The organism is Sphingorhabdus arenilitoris, from assembly GCF_042651485.1.
GTDB classification, from domain to species: Bacteria; Pseudomonadota; Alphaproteobacteria; order Sphingomonadales; family Sphingomonadaceae; genus Sphingorhabdus_B; species Sphingorhabdus_B arenilitoris.
On sequence record NZ_JBHSDH010000013.1, the window covers coordinates 698,701 to 715,481 of the forward strand.

General features: G+C 55.9%; 15 protein-coding genes. 4 read left to right on the top strand and 11 right to left on the bottom strand.

The window, feature by feature from the left end:
• Positions 1-64 precede the first annotated feature (64 nt).
• The 6 genes from folP to glmM form a co-directional block, all read right to left on the bottom strand.
• Complete coding sequence (folP, locus tag ACFOWX_RS07465; RefSeq protein WP_381424960.1) at positions 65-1,186, bottom strand: dihydropteroate synthase; 1,122 nt, start codon at positions 1,184-1,186, stop codon at positions 65-67.
• 2 nt (positions 1,187-1,188) lie between these two features.
• Positions 1,189-2,331, bottom strand: coding sequence for a site-specific DNA-methyltransferase (locus tag ACFOWX_RS07470; RefSeq protein WP_381422782.1), 1,143 nt, complete (start codon positions 2,329-2,331; stop codon positions 1,189-1,191).
• Positions 2,332-2,562: 231 nt separating this feature from the next.
• On the bottom strand, positions 2,563-3,129 hold the full coding sequence (locus ACFOWX_RS07475) for a ribonuclease HII (RefSeq protein WP_381422784.1): 567 nt from the start codon (positions 3,127-3,129) through the stop codon (positions 2,563-2,565).
• A complete protein-coding gene (gene thiD, locus ACFOWX_RS07480) occupies positions 3,126-4,277 on the bottom strand; it encodes a bifunctional hydroxymethylpyrimidine kinase/phosphomethylpyrimidine kinase (RefSeq protein ID WP_381422786.1) in 1,152 nt (383 codons plus the stop codon). Before thiD ends, ACFOWX_RS07475 begins: the two co-directional genes overlap by 4 nt.
• Positions 4,274-4,498 (bottom strand): DUF1272 domain-containing protein, encoded by a 225-nt coding sequence (locus ACFOWX_RS07485; RefSeq protein ID WP_381422788.1) that lies wholly within the window; start codon positions 4,496-4,498, stop codon positions 4,274-4,276. Before ACFOWX_RS07485 ends, thiD begins: the two co-directional genes overlap by 4 nt.
• Positions 4,498-5,835, bottom strand: a complete 1,338-nt coding sequence (glmM, locus tag ACFOWX_RS07490) for a phosphoglucosamine mutase (protein ID WP_381422790.1) — start codon at positions 5,833-5,835, stop codon at positions 4,498-4,500. The genes ACFOWX_RS07485 and glmM overlap by 1 nt, the downstream gene beginning before the upstream one ends.
• Positions 5,836-6,264: 429 nt before the next feature.
• Between glmM and ACFOWX_RS07495 the strand changes: the two genes are divergently transcribed.
• Positions 6,265-7,500 (top strand): dicarboxylate/amino acid:cation symporter, encoded by a 1,236-nt coding sequence (locus ACFOWX_RS07495; RefSeq protein ID WP_381422792.1) that lies wholly within the window; start codon positions 6,265-6,267, stop codon positions 7,498-7,500.
• A complete protein-coding gene (locus ACFOWX_RS07500; RefSeq protein WP_381422794.1) occupies positions 7,497-8,492 on the top strand; it encodes an aldo/keto reductase in 996 nt (331 codons plus the stop codon). The genes ACFOWX_RS07495 and ACFOWX_RS07500 overlap by 4 nt, the downstream gene beginning before the upstream one ends.
• 2 nt (positions 8,493-8,494) lie before the next feature.
• Here the strand turns inward: ACFOWX_RS07500 and ACFOWX_RS07505 are convergent, their stop codons facing one another.
• From ACFOWX_RS07505 to ACFOWX_RS07520, 4 genes are read right to left on the bottom strand one after another with little or no spacing between them, the layout of a single operon-like run.
• Entirely contained in the window at positions 8,495-9,175 is a 681-nt protein-coding gene (locus ACFOWX_RS07505; protein WP_381422796.1) for an NnrU family protein, read from the bottom strand.
• Between the two features lie 36 nt (positions 9,176-9,211).
• Positions 9,212-10,522 carry an amidohydrolase family protein gene (locus ACFOWX_RS07510; RefSeq protein ID WP_381422798.1) on the bottom strand — a complete coding sequence of 437 codons (1,311 nt, stop codon included), beginning with the start codon at positions 10,520-10,522 and terminating at the stop codon, positions 9,212-9,214.
• Complete coding sequence (locus tag ACFOWX_RS07515; RefSeq protein ID WP_381422800.1) at positions 10,519-11,937, bottom strand: amidohydrolase; 1,419 nt, start codon at positions 11,935-11,937, stop codon at positions 10,519-10,521. The genes ACFOWX_RS07510 and ACFOWX_RS07515 overlap by 4 nt, the downstream gene beginning before the upstream one ends.
• A 12-nt stretch (positions 11,938-11,949) precedes the next feature.
• A complete protein-coding gene (locus tag ACFOWX_RS07520; protein ID WP_381424962.1) occupies positions 11,950-13,596 on the bottom strand; it encodes a peptide MFS transporter in 1,647 nt (548 codons plus the stop codon).
• Positions 13,597-13,787: 191 nt separating this feature from the next.
• On the opposite strand from ACFOWX_RS07520, the gene ACFOWX_RS07525 reads away from it, so the two are divergent.
• Complete coding sequence (locus tag ACFOWX_RS07525; protein ID WP_381422802.1) at positions 13,788-14,378, top strand: nitroreductase family protein; 591 nt, start codon at positions 13,788-13,790, stop codon at positions 14,376-14,378.
• Positions 14,379-14,450: 72 nt separating this feature from the next.
• Positions 14,451-14,795 carry a GntR family transcriptional regulator gene (locus tag ACFOWX_RS07530; RefSeq protein ID WP_381422804.1) on the top strand — a complete coding sequence of 115 codons (345 nt, stop codon included), beginning with the start codon at positions 14,451-14,453 and terminating at the stop codon, positions 14,793-14,795.
• On the opposite strand, the gene ACFOWX_RS07535 is transcribed toward ACFOWX_RS07530, so the two are convergent.
• Positions 14,792-16,771, bottom strand: a complete 1,980-nt coding sequence (locus ACFOWX_RS07535) for a tetratricopeptide repeat protein (RefSeq protein ID WP_381422806.1) — start codon at positions 16,769-16,771, stop codon at positions 14,792-14,794. The two genes, ACFOWX_RS07530 and ACFOWX_RS07535, sit on opposite strands and share 4 nt — an antisense overlap.
• Between the last annotated feature and the right edge of the window lie 10 nt (positions 16,772-16,781).

Here is a 16,781-nt window from a genome sequence, read left to right on the forward strand (position 1 = left end):
AAGAGCGGATTTTGCGCCGAAACGCCTGATATTCGGGATGTCTACTTGTGTATGGCGCGGTATGCTAAGCAATCGCGGTCAAAGCCGCATCGCGCAGCCCCCGCCATACATGCAGCGCCTGCACCGTTTCGGGCACATCATGGACGCGCACAATCTGAGCGCCTTGTTCGGCCGCTTTCATGGCGAGGAACACGGAACCCCCCAGCCGCGCGTCTGCGCTTGCCTCATTGGACAGCGCGCCAATCATCCGCTTACGGCTCGCGCCAAAAACGATAGGGCAGCCAATCGCATGATAAAGCGCAAGATTGTTGATAATAGCCAGATTGTCGGTCAGCGATTTGCCAAAACCCAGCCCCGGATCGATCAGGATTTTATCACGCGAAATGCCCGCTGCTTCGACCGCATCAACCCGCGCCTCTAACCAATCGAACACTTCGGTAACGACATGGCGGTAGCCGTCATTTTTATGCGGATCGCTGTCTTGGCTGGGTGCATGCATCAAAATTACGGGCACGCCGGTTGCCTTCACCACGTCCAAAGCACGTTCATCATATAAGAGGGCCGAAATATCGTTGACCATCCGCGCACCGGCGGTAATCGCGGCCTCCATCACCGCTGCCTTGCGCGTGTCGATCGACATCGCCGTTCCGGGAGCAGAAAGCCTTTCAATGACAGGACACACCCGTTCAATCTCATCGCCTTCCCACACCAGCTTGGCCCCTGGCCGTGTGCTTTCGCCGCCAATATCGATGATTGACGCGCCCGCGCTAGACATTGCGATGGCCGCTTCGGCGGCACTGTCCACGGTGGCATTTTGGCCGCCATCGGAAAAACTGTCCGGAGTCATATTCAAAATGCCCATCACTTGCGGCTGATCGAGCCTGATGGTCCGCTGCCCCATTTGCACCGGCGTTCGAGGTGCAATGATACGGCCATAGAGTGCCTGCGCCCTATGTGCCAATGCTTCGGGTAATGCAGATGTGGCCTGATCCCACTGAGCAACGGGCACTATATGCCGGCTGAACCCGCCGCCATTACCGGCGATTAACTCCACCGACGCAAACCATAGCATTCCGCCTGCAAGCCGCTGCGTTTGCTCACCATGATGCTGCGGGCTTTCGGTAAAATGAATGGGCCGCAGATATAGCTGCGCGCTGTCATCTATTCCTGCCAAGGCTTCGAACAGGCTCACACTTCGGTCGCCAGCAAATAGGTTTGGCGAATGTCATCTACGGGCTTCATTGCGCCATCCTCTGCCTGATAATACCAATAGGTCCACCCGTTACAGCTCGGCGCGTCTTGCACCAATGATCCGACCTTGTGGATCGACCCTTGATGATCGCCGCACAGCAATGACCCGTCGGCGCGAACGGTTGCCTTAAATTGGCGTTTCTTATCGGTCAGGACCGCGCCCGCCTTCACATATCCTGTTTCCACCAGCTGACCAAAGGCAACGCGCGGTGCGGCCTTGGGCGACTGCATGGTCTTGAGCGCGCTTTCATCCAGCGGTAGCGCAGCGGCAATGCGGTCCTCGGCGACTTCACAGTATACATCTTCCCGCTCGCATCCAATATAATGCCGCCCCAAACGCTTGGCCACCGCCCCGGTTGTGCCAGTGCCAAAGAATGGATCGAGAATGATGTCGCCGGGCTTCGTCGTGGCCAGCATGATGCGGTAAAGGAGCGCTTCGGGTTTTTGCGTTGGATGCGCCTTTGTGCCATTGCGCTTCAACCGTTCTTGTCCGCCGCAAATGGGGATTAACCAGTCGCTGCGCATTTGCAATTCGTCATTCAGCGTCTTCATCGCACGGTAGTTGAACGTATATCTCGCCTTTTCCCCATGCGCTGCCCAGATCAGGGTTTCATGCGCGTTGGTGAATCTTGTGCCCTTAAAATTGGGCATCGGGTTGGATTTGCGCCAGACGATATCGTTCAATATCCAATAGCCCGCATCCTGAACAGCGGTGCCGACGCGGAAAATATTGTGATAGCTGCCAATCACCCACAGGCTGCCATCGGGTTTCAAAATTCGCCGCGCTTCGGCCAGCCAATCGCGAGTGAATTTGTCATAAGCGGCAAAGGTGTCAAATTTATCCCAATCATCATCTACCGCATCGACCATGCTGCCATCGGGGCGGCTCAAATCACCGCCAAGCTGCAAATTATAGGGCGGATCGGCAAAGACCATGTCGATGCAGGCATCGGGCAAGGACCGCATTGCTTCGATACAATCCATCTTGAGTATGCTGTTTAGCGGTAGGTCCGCTGGCACCATATTGCCGCGCTTTTTTGCCGTTGTTGCTGGCGCTTTAATACGCTCAATTACACCCATAAATCACCTTTGCCTTGAACCCGAGTTACCACCGTTGAGTCCTCAAATGGTTAACGTCAAGACCGTTAACCTGCACAAAAGCAGCAAAGATATGGTTAACGCCGCTGCCCCTAGGGGAGAACAAAAGGAGTCACCCACAAGATATGGAGTCAGGCGATTCGGGGAGGACTCAACCGGTGGTGGTGTGGCGCAAAGGACTCAATATCGCAGGATTTGCGAAAAAAATTTCGGCTATACCAAAATCATCTGGGCGACAGGGGCAAAGCTCCTGCGGTGGAGCGGGGTTGGACCAAGGCGGCGCAGCGCATCCATATGAAGTTTGCTGCCATATCCCTTATTACTGGCCCAGCCATAGCCGGGATAGTCGGCATCGGCGGCGATCATCAACCGGTCGCGATGTTCCTTGGCAATGATGCTGGCGGCGGAAATACACGGGTGGATGGCATCACCGCCAACCACCGCCTCTGCCCGGTAGTTCCAACGGGGCAGACGATTTCCATCGACCAGAATCTGCTGTGGCTCCTTACCCAATTGCGCGGTCAGCTCATTTGCGGCGCGGGTCATGGCGAGCATGGTAGCCTGCAAAATATTGATCCGGTCAATCTCTTCGACCGATGCGATACCAATGGCCCAATGACAATGCGCCTTAATCTGCAGCTCCAACGCCGCCCGCTTTTTTGCCGACAGCTTTTTGCTGTCATCAAGGCCAGCTATCCCGCCATCACAAAGCAGCACCGCCGCCGCGACTACCGGCCCTGCCAGCGGCCCGCGCCCAGCCTCGTCTATGCCGAATATCATTTCTGTTCCGGCAAGCGCCACGGCGGATATCGGCGATTTTCTCCTGCTTGATATAGGCAGATGATATTGCCATGCGGATCACGCAGGCGGGCCTCGCGCCAACCCCAATCTTCGTCGCGGGGCATTTGGTCGAAATCAAACCCATCGCTGGACAATTGCGTCACCCATTGATCCAGCGTCCTGCTTTCCAGATAGACGACCACGCCGCCGCTATCTGCATCGCTTTGGTGCACCGATAATGTCACCCCATTGGCAGCCTCAAACCGGGCATAGCCGTTATCCGGGCTATCGACGATCTGCCGCAAGCCTAAATCCTGATAGAATAGCACCGATGCGCGGTAATCGCGCGCGGGCAGCGTAATCTGGTTGAGCGACGCGCCCGGTACCATTGCATCCGCTCGGACATTTTGATGCGCCATCGGACCGTGGCCCTTACCCAAACCAGCCGCCTCATATATCGCCAGTCGGACAAATTCTATGCCCCGGTCCACCGCTTGTTCGGCGTTCATGCCCTGCCCCAATCCGCACGCCACTGCGCTCGCGAGGGTGCAGCCAGTGCCATGCGTGCTACCGCTATTTATGCGGGCGTTGCGCCATTCGCGCATCTGGCCGTTGGGGGATAATAATTGATCGACAATCTCATCACCCTGCCCGTCGGCATGGCCGCCCTTCATCAGCAAATGGCAGCCATGGCGTAATATCGGCGCGGCACCGCCCAGCGCATTCATTTCTGGCACATTTGGTGTCACCACGCTGGCCAGCGCCATCAGTTTTTGAAAGACCGATATGGTCCGCGCATCTGCGAGTGTCGCACCGCTGGTTGCGACCATCACTGGATCAAACACGATCGGTACCGTCAATTGCTTCAGATATTCCGCCACCGCCTCTGCCGTCTCGGCGCTGCCGATCATACCGATCTTCACGGCATCGACGCCGATGTCGCTGACGACCGATTGGCATTGCTGTATCACCATATCGGCCGGAACCGGATGCACCGCCTGCACGCCCACTGTATTTTGTGCGGTGATCGCGGTTACCGCAGTCATTGCATGACCGCCCAGCATCGTCACGGTTTTGATATCGGCTTGTATGCCTGCCCCGCCGCCGCTGTCCGATCCAGCGATTATGAGGATACGGGCCGCGCTCATGCCTGATGCTTTCGAATGGTCGAAGCGGGATATTGCTCCAAGAGCTTCTTTGCCCTCACTGGCCTGTCGGTCAATTCGCCGCCGCAATTGGGGCAGATTTCATCCATAGCATCCGTGCAGTCCGCGCAAAAACTGCATTCGAATGAACAAATAAATGCGCCATGGCTATGCGCTGGCAAATCTGCGCCGCATTTCTCGCAATCCGGGCGCATTTCCAGCATCAGCCCGCAACCTCAGCCACCACAGCGCATATCCGGTCAACCACCGCTTCTACCTGCGCAGCATCATCGCCTTCTGCCATAACGCGGATAACAGGTTCGGTGCCCGATGGCCGGATCACCAGACGCCCCTGCCCCGCAAGCTCTTTTTCCGCGTCGGCAATCACGGCCTGCACCTTTGCATCGTCCAGCGGCCTACCGCCCGCGAAACGCACATTTTTAAGCAGTTGCGGCACGCGATCAAACAGGTGAAGTAGCTCGCTCGCAGGCTTTCCGCTTTCCACCAGCTGCGACAATACCTGCAACGCGGTGACCGTGCCGTCGCCGGTTGTTGCATGATCGAGCATAATCATATGCCCCGATTGTTCTCCGCCAACATTCATGCCCCGCGCGCGCATTTCCTCCAGCACATAACGGTCGCCAACCTTTGCGCGGATCAGCTTTAGATGCTGGCTTTCCAAATAGCGTTCCAAGCCCAAATTGGACATCACCGTCGCCACGATACCATCGCCGGTTAACCGCCCGCTGCGGCTCATCGCTGTGCCAAGCAGCGCCATGATTTGATCGCCGTCGACCACCTGTCCTTTTTCGTCGACCACGATCAAACGGTCGGCATCACCGTCCAGCGCAATGCCAATATCCGCGCCCGATGCAACCACCGTTTCCTGAAGCGTTTCGACATGGGTAGAGCCCACTTTGTCATTGATATTCTTGCCGTTGGGGGTCACGCCAATGGTCGTGACTTTTGCGCCCAATTCCCAAATGGCGGTGGGCGCAACTTGATAGGCCGCACCATTGGCGCAATCGAGCACGACGTGCAGGCCGTCAAAACGAATATGTTCCGGCACCGACGCCTTAACCGCATGAATATACCGCCCGCGGGCATCCTCAATACGGCGGGCACGGCCAATCTCTGTTGGATCGGCGAGCTCAACCGGCGCTTCGATTAACGCTTCGATGGCGAGCTCATCCTCATCGGACAATTTGAAACCATCGGGACCAAACAGCTTTATACCATTATCCTCATACGGATTGTGGCTGGCGGAAATCATCACGCCCAAATCGGCCCGCATAGACCGGGTTAACATCGCCACGGCGGGCGTAGGTATTGGACCAAATTGCACGACATTCATGCCGACACTGGTAAAGCCCGCCACAAGGGCATTTTCGACCATATAGCCCGACAGCCTCGTATCCTTGCCAATAACCACCCGGTGCTTATGCCCGCCGCGCAGAAAATGGGTTCCGGCGGCTTGGCCGACCTTCATCGCAATTTCGGGGGTCATATTGCCCTGATTGGTCCGGCCCCTGATGCCGTCGGTTCCAAAAAATTTGCGCATGCCGAAAATGATCCCCAACCAAATATTATCGGCTCGCCCTAACCCAAATTGCCGCCATTGGCAAAGCCGTCATTGCAAAAAGTGGCTAGGGTCAGGACCTATTAATTCCGCGTCTGAGGCAAAGAAATGGCGAACATATCGGATGAATGCGTCCGCCGCGAACAGTGGTTCTGTTTGCAAGGATGCTTTTATTCGAGATGGAAGCCATTTCTTTGTCCCGCAGGATTTGGCCAATTTTGCCCAGCCCTGCGTCAAAGAACCTTGCATTAGCAGGCTAGTGCAGCGGCTCTTTTCCCCAGAACGCTAATGGGGTCTGAACAAAATTGACTCAAACCTCAGTCGCGCAATTAATAGGTCCTGACCCTAATCGCTTGCCAGCGCCGTATCGCCCTGTATCTGTGGCGATCAGGCATTAACAGGGAACCGGATATGCAAAAAGCTCTCTTCATCTTGGCTGCGCTCATCATCGGTCTGATTTGCGGGATGTTGCTGCCCGGTGGATCGGACGGTGTGATCAAGGGCGCGGAATTTGTCGGCGCATTGTGGCTGAACGGCCTGCGCATGACGATTATTCCGCTGGTCGTCTCCTTGTTAATCGTCGGCATCGTGCAAACTGCGGTGATGGCAAAGGCGGGCCGGATGACATTTCGGGCGATAGCAACGATGATTGCGATCCTATGGGCTTCGGCGGCGATGGCGGCGCTATTTACGCCTGCGTTGCTTGCGCTATTCCCCCTGCCTGCCGATGCGGCTGCCGCGCTGCAATCGGCGCTCAGCACCGCGCAGGAGCCGGGACCAGTGCCCTCCATTTTGGAATTTTTTCGCGATATCGTGCCCGCCAATCCAGTGGCCGCAGCAGCGAATGATGCGATATTGCCGCTGATTATCTTCACGCTCGCTTTTGCCTTTGCGGTCACGCGCCTGCCCGAAAAAAAGCGCAGCACGATCGCCGATTTCTTCGCCGCCATATCAGAGGCGATGTTGATATTGGTCCAATGGGTGTTGGCGCTTGCCCCCGTCGGTGTCTTTGCCCTCGCGCTGGTAGTTGGCGCGCGGGCGGGCGCGCAAAGTTTTGTCGGCCTTGCCCATTATGTGTTGATCGTGGTGGCCGTCGGCACAGTCATTTATCTCGCCTCTTTCCTGCTCGCGCTGCTGGGCGCAAAGCGCAGCCCACTTGCTTTTTTCCGGGCCAGCATCCCGGCACAGGCGGTTGCGATATCCACACAAAGCTCGCTCGCGTCGCTGCCCGCAATGGTGCAAGGGGTGAAGGCGATGGGTGTGGGCGAACGGTCTGCAGATGTCGTTTTGCCTATATCGGTTGCGCTGTTTCGCGCCACCGGGCCCTGCATGAATTTGGCGGTCGCCATTTATGTCGCGCATCTGATGGGCATTGAAATCACCACCAGCGCGATGATAGCCGGGATCGTGGCCGCCGCCATCACCACAATGGGCGCGGTAAGCCTGCCGGGATCGGTTAGCTTTATTACCTCCATCGCGCCGATTAACATCGCCATGGGCCTGCCCGTCGAACCGCTGGTGTTGCTATTGGCAATTGAGGCTTTTCCTGACATTATGCGCACGTTGGCTAATGTCACCATGGATATGGCCGTTACGGGAACCGTCGCCCGATTTGAGGGCGATTTGGCCGAAGGAGAAACATCGTGAAATATCGGACATTGGGGCAAGGATTGAAAGTATCAGCCATCGGTATCGGCTGTATGCCGATGATAAAAGGTGGCAATATCCTATATGGCGATCAAGCCGATCCCGATGAAGCGATCAAAACCATCCATAAAGCCATCGACCTGGGCGTCACATTTTTCGACACGGCGCAGATATATGGACCGTTCAGCAATGAGGAACTGGTCGGCGAAGCGATAAAGGGCAAACGGGACGGCCTCGTCATTGCCACAAAATTCGGTTTTAAGATTGAAGGCGGCGTTCCCGTTGGCGCGGACGGGTCTCCCGAAAATGTAAAGGCAACGGCCGAAGGCTGTCTGAAACGGCTCGGCACTGATTATATTGACCTCTATTATCAACACCGGGTCGACCCCAATGTGCCGATTGAAGAAACCGTCGGCGCGATGGCCGATTTGGTCAAAGAAGGAAAAATCCGGCATATCGGCCTATCCGAAGCCGGTCCTGCCACCTTGGCAAAAGCGGCAGCGGAGGCACCGATCACCGCGCTGCAAAGCGAATATTCTTTATGGGAACGCGATGTCGAAACCGACATATTGCCGGTATGCCGCGATCATGGGATTGGCTTTGTGCCTTATTCTCCGCTCGGCCGCGGTTTTTTAACGGGGCAGATTAAGAGCCTGAATGACCTTCCCGAAAATGACTGGCGGCGCAATGACCCGCGTTTTGATGCAAAAAATTTCGCGGCCAATATGAAAATCGTCGATGTGGTCAGCAACATAGCCGCGCAGCATGGCCTGTCCAATGCGCAGGTTGCGCTCGCATGGCTATTGGCGCAAGGCGAAGATATTGTGCCAATCCCCGGCACAAAGCGGCGCGTGACCATGGAGGATAGCATCGCGGCAGCATCGGTCCAATTGACGCAAGAGGATTTGGATGCGCTCGCTGCCGCTGCGCCGGTTGGTCAGACATCGGGCCCGCGTTATGGTGAACGCGGGATGGCCATGGTGCGGCTATAGCATCATAGCTGTATCCAGCGGAACAGGCCAGCCGCAGGCACGTCGAACCAGCCATGGGCCCATGTCGCGATCAGCCATAACGCGGTGCCGATAATCCACGTCCACGGGCCAATCGATGCGACGCCGGTAATGGCCGGGAAATAATGGGTCCTGCGGCACCACATTTCCCATTCCACACCCATCGTTGCGGCTTTTTTCAACTCCTGCGCCTTTGCCCCTGCCAATGCCAAAAAGATGATGCTGCCGATGAAGATGAAATTATCGGTGCGCGGCGCAATCAACAAATGGGCAAAACCCCATAGCGCAAAAGACCACATCATCGGATGGCGCGTTACGCGAAACACACCAGCGGGCATACGCCCCGCATATTCCGCTGCACCGGGCGAGGGCAGAGCGGGATTGCCGGACATGGAACCTGAATAGAGCACCGCAGCGATGAAGGTCAGGACGCTGGAAACTGCCCATAAAATATCGCCCGCAGGCCAATAGACGGTGCCAGCGGGGACCGCACGATAGGCAATCACCATCCAAATAAGCGCGGCCAGCGAAATCAGCGAATATACCGCCATGAAAGCATTTCGGCCGAATAGCCGCACCATTGCCGGACGCAAATTATGCGACATGGCGAAATGACTGCCCACAAATGCCAGCGATGCCAGAACCAAATTCAGATAGCCGCCCATAAAATTCCTTTCAGCAGCCCCCTGAAAATATCCTAACTACCGGTCATATGCCTTGGGCAAATCGCCTTCGCTAGGGATCCGGTACCGATCCCGGAGCCGCGCCTGACGATTATCAAGCGGTTGCAGGACGCCATCGACATAGACGCTTTGCGCCAAGGTGGAAAGCTCGAGCGGATCACCGTCCCAAATCACGACATCTGCGGCTCGTCCCGCTTTTAAGCTGCCATGCGTGGTGCCGACGCCTATAATGTCAGCGGGCTTTGACGTTATTGCCGCAAATGCTTCGTTCCAGCTTAGCCCAGATGCACCCGGAACCTTGGTCAAGCTCACCAAATTTCCAGCATATTGCGCGGAATAGCGGAGCTGATGCGCGTCATTATCGTCGATCATGCCAATGGCAACTTCGACGCCCGCGCGTTTCAAACGGCCAATGTTGGATTGCGTCGCACCCAGCTGTTCAAACGTAGCAGGCAAATCATTAAGCGCCGATGCGATGACCGGTATTTTTGCTGCTGCAATTCGGTCCGCAACCCGCCAGCCTTCGCTTGCGCCAACCAAAACCAGTTGCAGCTCGGGGAAATCCTTTTTCAATTCTATCACGCGCAATATATCATTTGCACCTTCGACATGGACCAGCAGCTTGGTGCGCCCCTGCACTACGGGCAAAAGCGCTTTGGCATCTTCGGCGCGCAGCAGATTATCATCAAAACTGTCTTTACCCGCCGCATAATCCGCTGCTTCGCGCAGCATGGCGCGGAAAGTCAAATGCGATGCGGACCGGCTGCCCCCTGCAATACGCGCTCCATTTTCGCCAAATTCGACAAATTGAAATGCTTTTGCTTTGGTCACCGGATCGGGGTCAGCGCCAAGGTCGGCGACCGCCCCCTGCCCTGCAAACATGTTGCGGCCTGCGCTTGGTGCAACCACCGCGCGGGTAATCCCTGCGGCGCGGCTGATCGCGATGGCGCTGCGAAATGGGTCAATCGCAGGCGCTATATCCAGCCCGGCATTAAACTCGCTGCCGCTTGCGCTGGCGTCATTGGTGCCGCTCACCGCGCTGACCTCCACAAGGCCAACCCGGCTAAAGCCTGCAAATATGCCCGGCGTGACCCAGCTGCCCGATGCGTCGACAATGTCGGCACCAGCGGGAATTTGGACATTGGCTCCGGCGGCAATGATGGTGCCATTACGAATGACGACGGTTCCGCCCTCAATCGGCTCGCTGCCATCGCCGATGACAATTTTACCGCCGGTGATCGCGGTTGTCTGAGCCAAAGCGGCAGGTGCCAGAGCGCAGGACGCCAGCAGCCATCCAGCCGCCGTCAGCGAAGAAATTGCACGCTTCATTTCACGTCTCCTTCACCGGGCTGGCCGAGTTCAAAATCGCTCACCGGACGGCGCGCGGGATTGGCAGCATCGAACATCAACGCCCCGTCAATCCATACCTTGTCTGGCCGCGAATAGACGCTGAGCGGATTGCCGTTCCATAGGACAAGATCAGCCATTTTTCCGGGGGCCAAGCTGCCAGTCATCTTGTCGATACCCATGGCTTTCGCCGGATTCAGCGTGATCCATTTGATCGCCGTGCCCTCGCTGATATCAATACCCATGCGGCGGCCATCGGCCATGGCCTTTGCCGCTTCTTGGTTCAGCCGCTGTATCTGATTTTCGTCATCGCTGTGGATGATGGTGCAAGCCCCGGCATTTTCGATCAGCGCGGCATTTTCTGGAATGGCGTCATAGGCCTCCATTTTGAAACCCCACCAATCGGCCCAAACCGCACTGCACGCGCCATGCGCTTTCAGCAAATCGCCGATTTTATAGCTTTCAACCGCGTGATGGAATGCCGTGATCTTATACCCAAATTCCTTGGCCATATCCATCACAAGCGCCATTTCATCGGCGCGGTAGCAGTGATTGTGGACCAAAATATCGCCATCCAAAACACCCGCCAGCGTTTCCATCCCGATGTCGCGGGTATAGTCCTTACCGCTATCGCGCTTTTTCTTATATTCCTGCGCCTTGATCCAGGTTTGCCGGTTGACGGCGAAATTGCCCATACGGGTCGAGGGCATCCGGCCTTTGCTGCCATAGACGCGCTTCGGATTTTCACCGCAGGCCATTTTCAGGCCATAGGGCGCACCGGGAAATTTCATCCCCTGCACCGTGCGCGAATAGACATTTTTCAACGTCACGCTGCGCCCACCCATCAGATTCGCCGAACCGGGCAAAATTTGCAGGCTGGTAATGCCGCCATTGGCAAGCGCGCGGCTAAAACCCGGATCTTGCGGCCAAACGCTATGTTCGGCCCATACTTCCGGCGTGGTTGGCGATGTGGCCTCATTCCCGTCGCTATGTGCATCAACCGATGGTGTAGGATAGTCACCCAAATGCGAATGAATATCGATGATGCCAGGCGTTACAAATTTGCCCGTGCCATCGACGACATTTGCAACATCGGGCGGCGCAGTTGTGGGTCCGCCCACGGCTTTTATCTTGCCGCCGACCATATGGACCCAGCCATTTTCAATCTTGCCGCCTTCGCCGTCGAATATCGTGGCGGGCATGATCAATGTCTCAACCGACGGATAAGCGGTGTAGGTGGAAGGAAAAGCAATAGGAGCAGGCTTTTTCTCGGCCGCCTTTTGCGCGGCCACTGGTTTGGACGCCGCACTTTTCAGTTCCTCACCGCCGCTCGCCGCACACGCCATCAGACCCAAGGGCAAAGCGAATGCCGCCCACCGAAATTCCCTTAATGCCATTTTTTGCTCCGCTTAATTGTTGGTTGCCGGATGCGCACCAGCGGCATCCGGTTCCGCCGCACCCGTGCCTGTCAGGTGACTACCAACTTCATCGTCCTTCAAAGTATCAAGATGCATCAGCTTTTTGATTAATGGTGCAACGATCAACACTGCCACACCCACGCCAATCGAAACCCAACCAATTTGTGCATATACGGCCAACGTCATTTCTTTGGTTGCCTCACCCGTTTCACCGCCAGTTGCTTCGCCAATTTTACCAGCTACGATCTGACCACCGGCTGTGGCGTAAAACCATGCGCCCATAATCAAAGAAGCCATGGTGGTAGGGGCCAATCGGTTCATTGCCGACAGTCCAACCGGTGACAGGCACAACTCGCCGGTCGTGTGCAGCAGATAAATCAAGAAGATAAAAATCACGGGGACAGCGGCAGACATACCGGCTGCTTGTGCGCCCCAGTTTAGCACCAAAAAGCCAAGACCTACCTGCATCAATGCCAAACCAAATTTGAACGGCGTTGACGGCTCCCATCCTTTGCGTGCGAGCATTTGCCAGAACCATGCAAACAGCGGTGCCAACAGGATAATATAGATGGCGTTGATCGACTGAAACAAAGATGCCGGGACCCCGCCCCGATCAACATGGCGGTCGGTAAATAAGTTCAGCGAGCCGCCTGCTTGTTCAAACAAGCCCCAGAAAAGGGGTTGGAGCGAAATCAGGAACAATATCGCAAAAATCCGGTCCCTTGCTTCACGATCCAGCTTGAACGCTTGAAACACAACATAGCCCAGCAGCATGAGTCCGGCGACGATGAACAATATATCCACCACGCCCTGATTTTGAACCAACAGCCACATTACGCCGACAGCAACTAAGCTTAACAAGTAAAGCAACCATTCCAACTTAATCCCAAACACCTGAGATCCCAGCAGCTGCGGGTTAGAGGATTCGCCCTTACCCAACAACAAGGGAGTATAGATGACAAAAGCAATTAGTCCCAGGACCATGCCAATGCCAGCAAGGCCAAAACCATACGACCATCCAATAGTTTGCCCGAGATATCCAACTAGGATCGTGCCAAAGGCCGCGCCTGCGTTTATGCCCATATAGAAAATTGTATAAGCCCCATCGCGGCGGATATCTGTCCGCGAATAGAGTTGGCCAACAATGACCGAAATATTGGCTTTCAGAAAACCGGAACCAACGATGATAAAGGATAAAGCCGCCCAAAATACGTTGATGACCGGATCATCCTGTCCACCCACGCCTTCAAATGCCATCAATAAATGACCGATAGCCAAAAGGACGCCGCCAAACAGCACCGCTTTTCGTTGACCGAGATATCTGTCGGCAAGGTATCCGCCTAACACCGGCGTAATATAAACTAATGCGGCGTAGGTCGCCAAAATAACATTACCTTTGGCATCGTTAAAATCCCAATGCTGGGTAAGGTAAAATATCAGCAGCGCTTTCATGCCATAGAAGGAAAACCGCTCCCACATTTCAGCAAAGAATAGAACGAATAGGCCCCGAGGATGTCCTGCAAATTCAGCAGTTTTTCGCGTAGCAATAAACATCCCGCCGATTAGAAAAATTGCCAGGCCGATCGCTGCTATTGCCGCAATCCAATCGCCTTCAACCCACTGGCCAATTGCCTTCATATCGCCCATTCAAACGACCCTCTTCCCTGAACTATTGTGCAAGCTGTCATTGTTATGACTGCTTTTCCTATCCGCACCCTAACCAAAAAATTGCGGCTGTGAAGAATTTTATTACGTGCCGCTTTCATTTTCTGGGAAAAACGCCGTATCTTGGCTGGCTATCGGTTATGCTTTGGCTTAGATAATCGGCCATGTTCAATGACCTGACTTCGCTCCCCCGCTATCTCTCGACCCGCCGATCTGGAAAGCCGCGCGATTTGATTGCGCCGGGCCCAGACGAGCCTTCATTGCGCGATATTCTCGCATTGGCGGCGCGGACGCCCGATCATGGCAAGCTGTTTCCATGGCGTTTTGTGCCCATCGGCGATGATGCACGCAGTGCCTTTGGCGCGTTGCTGCGCAAGGCATTTACCACCGCCAACCCTGAGGCGCGGGAGATTCAGATCGAGGCCGCGATTGCCCCTGCCTTTATGGCCCCTTCGCTCGTCGTGCTGCTTTATGCGCCGCAGCCAAGTCCTAAAATCCCGCTTTGGGAACAGCAATTGTCGGTCGGCGCTGCCGCGATGAACCTGCTCCATGCCGCCCATGCATATGGATTTGCAGGCAGCTGGATCACCGGCTGGGCGGCTTATGATCCGATTGTGCGGGCGGAATTATGCGAAGGTGACGAAGAAATAGCTGGCTTTTTCTATATCGGCACACCGGCCAATCCGCTGGAGGAACGCCCTCGCCCTGAATTGGACACTATCATCCGGCATTGGCCAAAACCAACCGCTGCATAAGGCCGCTGGGCAAAAATACCGTAAATTGCCTTATCTTGACGCGCCCTACTGTATTATGGCAGTAGTAGGGTTATGAAGAATGATAATAAGCCGGTATATCTGAAATTGCGCGACGTGATCGCGGCGGCAATATTGGACGGCGAATATGGTGAGGGCGAAATGCTGCCATCGGTGCGCGCTTTTGCGGCGCAGCAGGGGGCCAACCCGTTGACCGTCGCCAAAGCCTATCAGCTGTTTCAGGATAGCGGACTTGTCGATGTGAAACGCGGCGTTGGCCTATTCGTTGCGCAAGGGGCAGTGACGAAGCTGCGCGGCCATGAACGCGACCATTTTGTCAAAACGATCTGGCCCGAGGTGAAGGCGCAAATGCAGCGCGCTGGCCTCGAATTATCGGACCTCGTCGAACTGGAACGCTAAGCGGCTTTTTTATAGGCTGCTTTTGCGGCCTTCAACCCCGCCGCTACTTCGCTATTGCCTGGGATCAGTGCGTCTGCCTTTTCAAATAGCTCCAACGCAGCTTTTGGCCGTTGCCCGGATTTGAGCAGCACCTGTCCATAAATCAACGTCACCAGCGGATTGGCTGGATCGATTTTATAGGCTGCCTGCGCATTGAAAATGGCTTCATCATGGCGGTTCAGGGCGGAATAGGTGCGGGCCAGATTGGCGTTTAATATGCTATCATTATATCCCACTCGGCTGCGCAATTTCAAAAGCATTGGTAAGGCTTCGGCCCAGCGGGCTTCATCAATGAACAGATACGCCGTCAGGCGCTGCGCCGACAAATTATTGGGGTTGAAATAGACAAAGGCAGCGAGCACCTCATTCGCCTCTTTCACCCTGCCCGTGCGGCGGTAACTGTCGACAAGGCGCAGCATGACATTTTCCGAAAACTCAATCTCCCGCGCCCGGCCATAATTGACCGCTGCGGCACGGTAATCGCCTGCGGCCGCTTCGACATCGCCGACCAATATGTGGGAATCGGCCACACCCGGATTGCGCGCTTGCAGGCTTCGTGCCTGTGACAGCGCTTGGCCGACATTCCCCCGCAGCAGCAAAGCGCGGATATAGGGAATAGCATAACGGGCATCGCCGGGATTACGCTGCGCTCCGTCGGCGGCGGCGGTAATCGATAGCTGCTGCGGCAACGGCTTGGCCCCGCGAATGATCGGCAGCGATGCGGCAGACAGGCCGTCGGCGGCTTTATCCCGTTCGCCCGAAACTTCGAAAGCGCGCGCCGCAAGTAACGCATCATAGCTATCGGGCGCACCACTTTGCAGCAACGGCTGAATAATATCGAGCGCATCCAAATTGTTGCCCGCCCGCAATTTTGCCCGCGCGAGCAAGCGCCGGACCCGCATATTGCCGGGCTGCATTGACGATAGCCGGTCGAGGATATCCGCCGCTTTGTTGAAATTCCCAAGCTCATATTCCGCTATCGCCGACACCAGCATCGCGCCGGGTGTTTCGTTGATAGCCGCGCCAGCAACGCCCAATATCCGCTGCGCCAACGCATAGTCACCCGCGCGCGCGGCAATCACCGCCTGCATATAATAGGCGCGGCCATTTTTGCTGTTGATCGCCAGTATCTTTCGCGCCTGCGCCAACATATCGCGGTTGCGGCCGAGCTCGCCGAGCGTCACTGCATATTCCTCCAGCAAGGGAATATCATCGCCGTTGATCGACAACCCCCGTTCAAACCAAGGCAAAGCCGCAGCAAGCCCAAATTGGGAACGTACCATTTGCCCGCGAAATTCTATCGCACGAACGTCATCAGGGTCCAGCGCGACCGCTTTGTCGGATGCCGCAATCGCGCCCATATGATCGGCATAGACAAAACGGAACCGCGCAATCTCTGTCCACAGCCTGCTGTCATCCGGCGCAATTTCCAGCGCCGTATCAAAAGCCTCTCGGGCCAGGTCATAATCACCGCGTTCCGAATAGAGCCGCCCCAATATTCGCAGCGCATAGGCCCGGTTATCTTGCGGAATCGCCGGATCAGACAGCAATATTTCCGCCCGTTCGCTATCGCCTGTCATCCACAAGGCATGGCCCAATAAATGCTGCAAGGATATTTGCTCTGCGCCGGCCCCCACTGCCTGTTCAAGCGCGATTTTCGCGGTCTGACCGTCAAATATTTCCAGCGAGACATTCGCCTGCGCGATTAAGCCGGGCGTCCAATTTGGACTGGCTTTTACCGCATTCATCAATTCGATGCGGGCCGCACGGTAATCTTTGGCTTCATAATATTCTTCCGCGCGGGCGTAGGCTGCTTCTGCCGCTGCTTGCCCCTGTTCGCGGAATAACACCGACCCGATTGCAAACAGCAGGGCAAGCGCAATCAAGCCGCCCGTCCCATAGAGCAAGGGACGCCGGATGGCCGAAAATCTGCGCACAAATTTTTCG

What these genes read in the sequence shown, in the direction of transcription:
- ACFOWX_RS07470 (WP_381422782.1), bottom strand. Translation starts at nt 2,331, where the DNA reads ATGGGTGTAATTGAGCGTATTAAAGCGCCAGCAACAACGGCAAAAAAG.
- ACFOWX_RS07475 (WP_381422784.1), bottom strand. Translation starts at nt 3,129, where the DNA reads ATGATATTCGGCATAGACGAGGCTGGGCGCGGGCCGCTGGCAGGGCCG.
- thiD (WP_381422786.1), bottom strand. Translation starts at nt 4,277, where the DNA reads ATGAGCGCGGCCCGTATCCTCATAATCGCTGGATCGGACAGCGGCGGC.
- ACFOWX_RS07485 (WP_381422788.1), bottom strand. Translation starts at nt 4,498, where the DNA reads ATGCTGGAAATGCGCCCGGATTGCGAGAAATGCGGCGCAGATTTGCCA.
- glmM (WP_381422790.1), bottom strand. Translation starts at nt 5,835, where the DNA reads ATGCGCAAATTTTTTGGAACCGACGGCATCAGGGGCCGGACCAATCAG.
- ACFOWX_RS07495 (WP_381422792.1), top strand. Translation starts at nt 6,265, where the DNA reads ATGCAAAAAGCTCTCTTCATCTTGGCTGCGCTCATCATCGGTCTGATT.
- ACFOWX_RS07505 (WP_381422796.1), bottom strand. Translation starts at nt 9,175, where the DNA reads ATGGGCGGCTATCTGAATTTGGTTCTGGCATCGCTGGCATTTGTGGGC.
- ACFOWX_RS07510 (WP_381422798.1), bottom strand. Translation starts at nt 10,522, where the DNA reads ATGAAGCGTGCAATTTCTTCGCTGACGGCGGCTGGATGGCTGCTGGCG.
- ACFOWX_RS07515 (WP_381422800.1), bottom strand. Translation starts at nt 11,937, where the DNA reads ATGGCATTAAGGGAATTTCGGTGGGCGGCATTCGCTTTGCCCTTGGGT.
- ACFOWX_RS07520 (WP_381424962.1), bottom strand. Translation starts at nt 13,596, where the DNA reads ATGAAGGCAATTGGCCAGTGGGTTGAAGGCGATTGGATTGCGGCAATA.
- ACFOWX_RS07525 (WP_381422802.1), top strand. Translation starts at nt 13,788, where the DNA reads ATGTTCAATGACCTGACTTCGCTCCCCCGCTATCTCTCGACCCGCCGA.
- ACFOWX_RS07530 (WP_381422804.1), top strand. Translation starts at nt 14,451, where the DNA reads ATGAAGAATGATAATAAGCCGGTATATCTGAAATTGCGCGACGTGATC.